At 55.7% G+C, this 8,846-nt stretch carries 7 protein-coding genes and 1 pseudogene; 4 read left to right on the top strand and 4 right to left on the bottom strand.

The features are described from left to right. The first annotated feature begins 230 nt into the window (after positions 1-230). Complete coding sequence (locus VGE80_RS07595; RefSeq protein ID WP_440592219.1) at positions 231-896, top strand: DUF1345 domain-containing protein; 666 nt, start codon at positions 231-233, stop codon at positions 894-896. Between the two features lie 331 nt (positions 897-1,227). Then, complete coding sequence (locus VGE80_RS07590) at positions 1,228-2,253, top strand: DUF937 domain-containing protein (RefSeq protein WP_440592218.1); 1,026 nt, start codon at positions 1,228-1,230, stop codon at positions 2,251-2,253. Between the two features lie 325 nt (positions 2,254-2,578). Here the strand turns inward: VGE80_RS07590 and VGE80_RS07585 are convergent, their stop codons facing one another. The 4 genes and pseudogenes from VGE80_RS07585 to VGE80_RS07570 form a co-directional block, all read right to left on the bottom strand. Further along, the gene (locus VGE80_RS07585) at positions 2,579-3,223 is read right to left on the bottom strand and encodes a metallophosphoesterase family protein (RefSeq protein ID WP_373652476.1); all 645 of its coding nucleotides are present in this window, start codon (positions 3,221-3,223) and stop codon (positions 2,579-2,581) included. A 43-nt stretch (positions 3,224-3,266) separates the two neighbouring features. Then, entirely contained in the window at positions 3,267-3,641 is a 375-nt protein-coding gene (locus VGE80_RS07580) for an immunity 53 family protein (protein ID WP_440592217.1), read from the bottom strand. A 59-nt stretch (positions 3,642-3,700) separates the two neighbouring features. Continuing rightward, positions 3,701-4,756: pseudogene (locus tag VGE80_RS07575) on the bottom strand (ADP-ribosylglycohydrolase family protein). A 183-nt stretch (positions 4,757-4,939) separates the two neighbouring features. Next, entirely contained in the window at positions 4,940-6,199 is a 1,260-nt protein-coding gene (locus VGE80_RS07570) for a sulfate adenylyltransferase (protein ID WP_373652473.1), read from the bottom strand. A gap of 418 nt (positions 6,200-6,617) precedes the next feature. Here VGE80_RS07570 and VGE80_RS07565 point away from each other — a divergent pair, with 418 nt between their 5' ends. Together VGE80_RS07565 and VGE80_RS07560 are read left to right on the top strand one after the other, a co-directional pair. Further along, positions 6,618-7,760 carry a substrate-binding domain-containing protein gene (locus VGE80_RS07565; protein WP_440592216.1) on the top strand — a complete coding sequence of 381 codons (1,143 nt, stop codon included), beginning with the start codon at positions 6,618-6,620 and terminating at the stop codon, positions 7,758-7,760. Between the two features lie 52 nt (positions 7,761-7,812). Continuing rightward, the coding region (locus VGE80_RS07560; protein ID WP_440592215.1) for an ABC transporter permease at positions 7,813-8,846 on the top strand (1,034 nt) is incomplete at its 3' end.

The following is an 8,846-nucleotide window of genomic DNA, read 5'->3' as shown; positions in this document are numbered from 1 at the left end:
GCATTCGAACTCTTTCGGTAGAACGAAGTTTCGCCTTCGTAGAGTATGAGTTCGACCAGTCCGAGGCAATGCCCTGCCTGCCGAACTCACCGACAGGTGAGCGAGCAACGAGACCTGAATCGATTTTCTGAGGACTGGTCGAACATACGGTCTGCAGCTTTCCAGCGTGGATCAGTGCCGCGTCAATCTGACTATGGGGGCCTGATAGAAACGTGAACAAGAAGTCGAAGATGTCGCCTTGGAAAGTCATTCTCGGGCGAATGGTATTTGCGGCACTGATTGGTCTGTCGGCGTTCGCGGTATCGACGGCCCTGGAAATCGAGTCGCGGATTCTGCTGGGATTTGATCTGGCGGTTACGAGCTACATTGTGACCCTCGTCTGGAGAATGGCGGCGGCGGATGCGACGTCCACACGGGAAGATGCGGCACGGATCGAATTCAACAACGTCGTCGTTTTGCTGGTTGCGGGTTTGCTGTCGGGACTGAGTCTCGTCGGTGTGGGACTGATGCTTCATCGGTCGGTGAACTGGTCACCCGCGATGACTAATCTGCATCTGGGTCTATCGCTTGCTGCAGTCTTTCTCACCTGGGGACTGCTGCACCTCTTGTTTGGCATCCACTACGCGCGGTTATATTACGATCCCACCCCGCCAGCGGATGAACCTGCAGATCGTCCTCCGCTCGAATTCCCGGACGATACCATGCCCGATTTCTGGGACTTCATGTACTTTTCGTTCACCCTGGCGATCTGTTACCAGGTGTCGGACATTTCCGTCCGAAGCAGACGTTGTCGACGAGTTGTTCTGGCTCACGTCCTATTATCATTCCTGAACGTGACCTTCATACTCGGGTTTGTAATCGAGATCATAGGAACGTTTATCAGCCCGACTACTTAAATCATTGAGTTAAACTTTCAAACACGGCTGTAGCTGGGATTGCATCTCAACTTGGCCATTGTGATTACGTCTATGAGCGTACTTGGATACGTTAGGGTTGAAGTTCAGATAGCGTCTGATTACGCTGCAGTGGACCTCATCGGCCGACTCACATTCCTGTGTATTTCAAACGACTTTCATCAAAGTTAGTTGCCAACCTCTCCCGTTACCCGATCTGAACGATACCTTGCAAGGCGTTCGGCTTCGGGGCACTGTTTTCACGTCGTCGAACACAAATCGAGTCTCTCACGTCAGTCCCTCTTTCATCTGGATTTTGCAACGGAGCGACACTATGAACATCGTCGAAATGATCCTGAAAGCCTTGTCGGGCGACACGCTGAAGACGCTCTCGGCCGCTATCGGGGAGACGCCAGAGAATGTTCAAAAGGCGATCTCGGCCATCGTGCCGACGCTGCTGAGCGGCCTGGGCAGTCTGGCTGCAAAGCCAGAGGGGGGCGAGAAGATCTGGAACTCGCTTCGGAAGGTCGACGAAAATGTCGCTGACGACCTGGGGGGTGTCCTTTCCGGTGGAGGAGTCGATGATCTGGCCAAAAAAGGGACCGGGATCCTTGAAGACTTGCTGGGCAAAGGTGGCCTGACAGCGCTGATTGGCTCCATTGCTTCATTCCTGGCAAGCAATCCGGCTTTGGTGAAAAAACTCCTTCCGCTCGTGGCCCCGTTCATCCTGAGTTTCCTCGGTAAGCAGGTGAAGTCGCAGGGACTCGACTTGGGTGGTCTGCTAAAAATGATCTTGTCGCAGAAGTCCAACATTGCGAAGGCTATGCCCGCCGGGCTTGCGGACAGCCTTTCAGGCGTCCAGGGACTGGGCGACTTCAGCAACTTTGCCGCAGACTCGGCGAGAAGTGTCAGGGCGGCCGGTGATAAAGCTGCTGCGGCCGCTTCAGACTCGATGCAATGGATGGTTCCCCTCGTGGCTCTCGTCGTTTTGCTGGCAGCCGGGGCGTGGTGGCTTAACAATTCCAAGCCCCCTGCCGGACCTGGGGGAACTCCGACGCCGGCCAATCCACCCACTGCTGGAGTGGGAACACTCGGCTCGGCGCCGGGGCCACAAGATCCTGCAGAGACGGTCACCAAAGATTTTGGTGGTTACATGCGCGACGCGTACGAGGCTCTGGACAGCGTAACCGAAGTTGCGACAGCCGAAGCGGCAACTGAGAAGCTGACGGCAGTCACCGCAAAAGTTGATTCATTAACGAGTGTCATCGAAGACCTTCCCAGTTCGTCACGCGCTATCGTCACGCGCTATCGTCACGAGCATCGTCAAGCAATCTCAGAGCAAGCTCCAGGAAAAGATTGATAAGGTTCTCTCCATTCCCGGGGTCGAAGACGTCCTGAAGCCGGTTCTGAATGGCCTGACAGAAAAAATCACAGTGCTCCTTAATACCCCGGCTGCTGAGTAGTTCTGCCTACCGGCGGCGGTCAACGTCCGAAGAATGTTCGGCAAGCAATCACGGACTGAGCGTTGACCGCCCGCTATTTTTACGCGCTGGCTATCGACACATTCTTGGGAAGGTGATAGGGAGAAGACACGTTGCATAAGGAACTGGGTGGGGCCAATAACAGCCCCACCCGCCACTTTTGCACCCCAGAGAGGTACATACGACGCCCCGGCGACGGGGTTTCTAGATTTCGTAGCGATTGGATTTTCTGACATATTGGCGATCGATGATTTCCCAGAATTGAACCAGTCCGCATTCAAAGTCTATTTCCGCGAACACGGGCTGATGATCGCTGCGGAGCGTTCCGGCATTCATGATCGTTAACGATCGAAGGCGACGAACCTCCGGACGATGCGAGTGCCCATTGATGATGAAACGATACCGGGAAGAGTCGTAGATTTCCCTGAAGATGGGATGGTTCAGGAGTTCGGAGTCTGGCTGATTAGATTCAAAGGACAGCATGTCGTGCGCACCAAACCCATGACAAAGCAGAGCAAGTCCCGCTGCCGTCGTCAGTTCAACCGTGACTGGAAGTGACTCCAGAAATTGCCATGAACTATTTGAAACCGTTTCAGGTGGTGTTGCGAATGGCAGGTTAAGTTCATTCCGATCAAGCAGCCAGCGGTCGTGATTTCCTCGGACGGTAATAATGTTGTTGCTTCGCAATGAATCGCAGCACAGATTCACGTCACCTGGCCCGGTCGGAAGATCACCGGTACAGACAATCGTCGTCAATCGCTGGGCCGTTAAGGTATCGACAGCCAATTTGAGCGACTGACTCTCGCAGTGGATGTCGCCGATCACGCCAATTCTTTGCAGCGGATTCAAAGTTCGTTCCTGAGCTTCAGTTCCATCTGAGCAGTTCCCGTTTTTATTCTATAACGTTTGAATCTGTGTGGTCCTGAGGGGCGAGAAGCTGAGTGAAGATCTGGAGCAGCCGCTCGAGTTGTGATGGACTACAGGCTCCTTGAAACTGATTGTTCTGGATGCCGCAATGTATCCAACGGGGAGACCGGGGATGACCATCAGGGCTGCATCCCTCAGAGATTCTTGTTAATTCTCTTCCCTGCAGATCGGTGTGGATCAAATCGACGGTCAGTTGCCAGCCGGGGTTATCCAACGTTTCGAGTTTGATTCCATACTTCTGCTCCCAGTCTCCATTGCAGTGCGTATGGTACCACTTAACCAAATTCGAAATATCGATAACAGACGATTCCCGAACAAAGGGATCTTTTCGATTCGTCATTGAAATCCCCCCCCTGGGTTGGTTTCGGTCCCGTGCCGCTTTGCATTCGGTTTCCCCACTTAGTACGGCGGACCGAGACGGCGGAAGCCGTGGTACAGAACGATTGCTGCGAAGCACAGGTTTCGAGCGAGAACGGCGATGACGGGCAAACGGATGGGCCGAGTCACTTCTGATGATGTCATAGAAAAATAAAGCTGCTTCCCGAGTCGCTGCATCCATGTAACTGACCGGGGCCAATCGATGATGGAGGAAAGCCATTCCTGCGGGATTCCCTGTTGTCCGACCGAGACCCCCACAATTCCCCCGACGAAGGCCGCAACCGAGTCGGTATCACCACCGCAGCGGATCACAGACGTGATGGCGGCTCGATAATCCAGGGGATTAATGAGCCACGCATGAATCGCAATTGGGACCGAATGATACATGTACCCGGAAATTCGCTGTGAGAGTCCGAGAGAGCCAGCATAGGCATCCGTACTCTGAGACTGACTTGCAGATGCCACCGTGCCTGACATCAGCTCCAGAAACTCGTGTGCGCCCTCTTCCGGAAGAATCTGCCTGAGCCGCTCGATGTAGTTCTGCGGTGAAACAGATTCCACGTCTTTCGCCATGGCGGCTGCCAAACCGATTGCGCACGCTCCATACTCGGCTTTGGGATCCGTATGAGTTCATCTGGTCGAAGCCCGAATGAGATCACGAAAGCACGGCGCGTCACCGTAAGTGATTCCGATGACCGCGGCACGCATTGCAGGCCCATTTCCGGCCGAGCGAACGCCGCTGTGTTCGGGAGAGCATCCCATCCACAGCCGAATGATCGACTTGAGCGTGGCGAGACCGATTCCTGCGGGAGCTCCCAGCAGCCACCATCGCAGCCTGCGAGCGAGTGATCTGCGAAATACCTCCACGTTGCCCTTGGCGTCGATCAATGCCTGGGCCACCATGCAGAGGTGTTCGGTGTCGTCCGAAACCATGCCACGTCGGAAGAAGAAACGCTGGCGATCGGGAGGGCCGAGCAGCTTTGTACCCCGTCGCCGCGAAAGTCCTTCATACGGCAGTCCCAGTGAGTCACCGAGTGCTGTCCCGAGAATGCAGCCGACTACCTGATCTTCGGTCATCGCCAAAACTCCAGTGCGAGCGGAGGACGACTACAGAAACGGGCACAGTGGTGAATTATTGAAGGAGACTCAGAGTCTGTATACAGAAACGGGGCGGTGATCGGCACCGCCCCGTTCGTGATCGCTGTTCATTCGGCCTGCAAATCAGCCGACTGACAGAAAAGCTACCTGATCAACCGCTGACTATGCCGTCTTCATCGCGGCACCCAGGATCTGGCTGGTGCTTGGACGCATGACTCGGGGATCAACCTGTTCACCCTTCTGCAGGGTGGCTCGGATGTCTTTACCCGAGATGGAGACTGGCTTCTCGCCTGGGTGACGCTCTGTCAAATCGACGCGGCCGCAGGATTCGTAGTAAGCCGCAAAGCCTACCTTGAGTGGCTTGATCTGCAGGTCACCGCCGAGCTTGTCGAAGATCTGGTGAGCATCGAAGTCGCCCCAGATGTTCTCGCCGTTGGCGTAGGGAGCATCAGCGTGCTTACGACCAATGATGATGTGCGTGTATCCCATGTTCTGCCGATAGATGGCGTGCATCACGGCTTCTTTGGGGCCACCGTAGAACATCTTGATGTCGAGGCCGAGCAGCACGACGCGGTCAGGCACGGACTCATTTCGTGGACCCCACAGAGACTGATCGCTATCTCCGTCGCCCAGTTGGCGCTGCTGGATCAGAGCTTCGTAGGTCGCCATCCGGATTTCGGCGTTAACGTCGTCACCCTTGGTTTCCCCAATCAATGGGTTGAGAACGGCGAGAGGATTCTTGCCTTCACGAATCAACGTTTCCAGTCCGTGCACCAGTGCGTACTCGTGTGCGCGGTGCAAAGGGTTACGGGTCTGGAATGCCACGGCAGAGTCACAGCCCTTCTCTGCCAGCAGCTTGCGAACTTCACGTGGGGTCAGAACGTACTTGCCGAACTTGGCGTTCTTGGGCTGCGGCAGAACGCGGATTTCACCACCGAGGAGGTGAGAATTGCCTTTATCGCCTTCCAGCACCATCGACGCACCGGGATGATCGATGCGGTCCGTGAGATAAACGCTTTGCAGGTATTTCAGTTTTGGCCAGGGATAGACGTCGGTGATATCAAGGGTGGCGGCGATCTGGCCATCGGGACCAGTCAGGGCAACCTTGTCACCGGCCTTCAGTGTCTTTGCCAGTTCCGCTGAGACGGGGAAGGCGAGCGGGATGGTCCAGGCGTACTTCTTGCCGTTGCTTTCAATGCAACATTCGTCCAGCACCTTGTGATAGACTTCGCTGGTCATAGGGCCCGTCAAGGGGCTGAGGGTGCCATCGCCAAGTCGGTAGACAGTGGACAAATCGGCGGCGGAAACGGGAACCTTTGTGAGTCCCGCGGCTTCTGCCTTGAACGCATCGATTTCATTTGCACTGACAGTACGGCAAACGGGAGCAGACAGCCCGCCGTGTGGAACGATCAAATCGGCCATGAGATTCCTTCGCAAAAATGAGAGGCTTTTGACGTATCGGCCAGCGTTGTCGAGCCCATGATTTTTTGCGGCTCTCTTACCAATACCGTTCGAAATCTATCCTCAACGTGGACAGTTGCCGACCAGAGTTGGTGCGGCGGTCGAAACTTAAAGTAACCATCGAAAAACTGCAAGCCGCGAATCGTCTTGTCAATCCAAGTCGGGCCTGCGGCGAGAAAATCGCCGTCACTGGACGCCAAGGGGCCTGTCCGCCCCAGTTCGATTGAGATCGCATCAGGAGCTGGACGCATGCGCAAAACAGGCCGATCCTGTGTCTACTCAATGCGATGCTCACGCTGCTTGACCAGCACTTTGCAGGGTGTGTATCGTCAATCTCTGACCCCGGTCTCTCCTCTCAATTCGCTGAAGGTGCGCTCCCATGACGCTGTCTCGTATTCTGCCCGGTCAGATCCTGCTGGTGCTCGTATCACTGGTCTTCGTCGGATGTGAGCCGAACGTGCCTAAAAGCGAGACCGGGGACAAATCGGCCCCTTCCGCCAGTGCATCGGGATCACCGACGGGCACCTCGGGAAGCTTGAAGCGTCTCATCATCCTCACTAACGGGGATTCCCCGTACTGGGACGCCTGCCGACAAGGCTTACTGGCGGCGGGAAGTGATCTCAAACTGAAGGACGACGGGCTGGTCGCGGAACTCGACGTCAACGACGGCACTGCTCAGGGACAACTCAGTAAACTTCAGCAGTACGCCACCCAGAGCGATATCGCGGGCGTCGGCGTTTCCGCTATTGATGCCAAGAATGTCGCGATCGCTGACGAACTTCGTTCGCTGCAGAAGAAGGGAATTAGGATCCTGACCATCGACTCGGACGTCGATCGGTCGCAATTCGCCGACGCCCGGTATGCCTTCATCGGTACGAACAACCTCGCAGGTGGCCGCCTGCTGGGAAAATGTGCAGCGGAACTGAAGCCCGAAGGTGGAGAATACGTCACCTTCGTTGGCTTCCGGGGAGCCCAGAACGCGATCGATCGCATCGAGGGGTTTGCCGAAGGGGCCGGCGAGAAGCTGAATTCCAAAGACACCATGGAAGATGGAACGGACAAAACAAAAGCACGCGACAACGTCCGTAACGCCATTCGGAATCATCCTGATCTGAACTTGCTGGTGGGGATCTGGTCATATAATGCTCCCGCCATCGTGGACGTTGTCAAAGAGTCAAACCGCCGGAAGGATTTCACGATTGTCGTATTCGACGCCGAACCGACGGCGATTACGGCGATGAAAGAAGGAAACATCGACGCCATGGTCGTCCAGAACCCATTCGGCATGGGCTATGAAGGGATCCGGGCTCTGGCGGCTCTCGTTCGCGATCAGAAAGAGACTCTCACGGAGATGTTCCCCCGATATGGTCAGGATGGCGGGGATATCTTCGACACCGGCCTCAAAGTTGTGATTCCGTCAAATGAATCACCATTGAATCCCAATCACTTTGAGGGAGTCGAAGTGATCACGCTCGAGAAATTCCAAGAGTGGTTGAGCAAATACGATCTCACCGGGTCCTGATCTTCATTTCTGCCCCCCCTCCCTTTTGCCACCCCATTGATCGCGAGTCTGTATGAACACTTCTGTTGTCGCGGCGCTGATTGCGATGATCATCGCGGCAGTCACTATGATTGGCTTGCGTCGATTGATCGCACAAAACGCTGCCCAGCGACACCAGCTTGGTTTAGTGGCGGCGATCTTCATCGTGCTGTGCTGTACGACGTTACTGGATGAACAGCATAACTACGTCGTAAAGTGGGAACTCAGTCTGATCGACCTGCTGCGCCAGACGACGATGCTGGCGCTCATTTCCTTCGGCGCCGCAATCGTGATCATAGCGGGAGGGATCGACCTCTCTGCGGGATCGGTGATCGCGTTCAGTGCGTCCATCTGTGCGTCGTTTATGGTGCTGCTCGCCCCGGAGGCGGTAAATCAATCGTTACCGTTGGGGACGGGGGTCATTGTGACCGCAATTACTGGGACGCTGATCGTCGGACTATTAATCGGCAGTCTGCATGCGTGGCTGATTACAGAAGTGGGGCTCCCCCCGTTCGTCGCGACACTGGGGACGCTCGTGGGTCTGCGCAGTCTGGCACGAGCTATCGTTGAAAGTGTGACCCAGACGATGCTGGGGGGAGCGCGCACTCAGATCAATATCGCGGATCGTCCCTTCCGTGAATTGTCGGGCGCGATTTCCGGAACCGTCTGGAACCTGACAATCCTGGTCGCAGTCGTCGCGATCGTGCTCTGGTTGTTGATGAGCAGGACCGTCACTGGTCGCCACTTGTATGCCTTGGGGGGGAATGAGCAGGCGGCGCGACTTAGTGGGATTCAGACGAATCGGTTGAAGTGGCTCGCTTACTGTATCAGTGCTGTGCTGTCCTCAATGGTCGGGGTACTCTCTGTCAGCCAGTTGAGTGTCGCGGATCCGCAGACCCTCGCACGGGGGTACGAACTGAATGCCATCGCTGCGTCGGTCGTCGGAGGCTGCAGCCTGCAAGGAGGCGTCGGCACGATTCAGGGGACGCTTCTCGGGGCACTGTTTCTGCGCGTCGTCATCGACGGTGTGGCGAAGATCATCAAGACAGGTGCTGATGTCTACGAAGG

It is taken from the genome of Schlesneria sp., assembly GCF_036405755.1.
Lineage (GTDB): Bacteria > Planctomycetota > Planctomycetia > Planctomycetales > Planctomycetaceae > Schlesneria > Schlesneria sphaerica.
The sequence above is the reverse complement of the archived record's forward strand: the minus strand, read 5'-3'. Positions and strand labels throughout refer to the sequence as shown.

Bases quoted from the DNA above. Each gene is read 5' to 3' on its own strand.
- VGE80_RS07595 (WP_440592219.1), top strand. From the start codon at position 231: ATGTCGCCTTGGAAAGTCATTCTCGGGCGAATGGTATTTGCGGCACTG.
- VGE80_RS07580 (WP_440592217.1), bottom strand. From the start codon at position 3,641: ATGACGAATCGAAAAGATCCCTTTGTTCGGGAATCGTCTGTTATCGAT.
- VGE80_RS07565 (WP_440592216.1), top strand. From the start codon at position 6,618: ATGACGCTGTCTCGTATTCTGCCCGGTCAGATCCTGCTGGTGCTCGTA.
- VGE80_RS07570 (WP_373652473.1), bottom strand. From the start codon at position 6,199: ATGGCCGATTTGATCGTTCCACACGGCGGGCTGTCTGCTCCCGTTTGC.
- VGE80_RS07590 (WP_440592218.1), top strand. From the start codon at position 1,228: ATGAACATCGTCGAAATGATCCTGAAAGCCTTGTCGGGCGACACGCTG.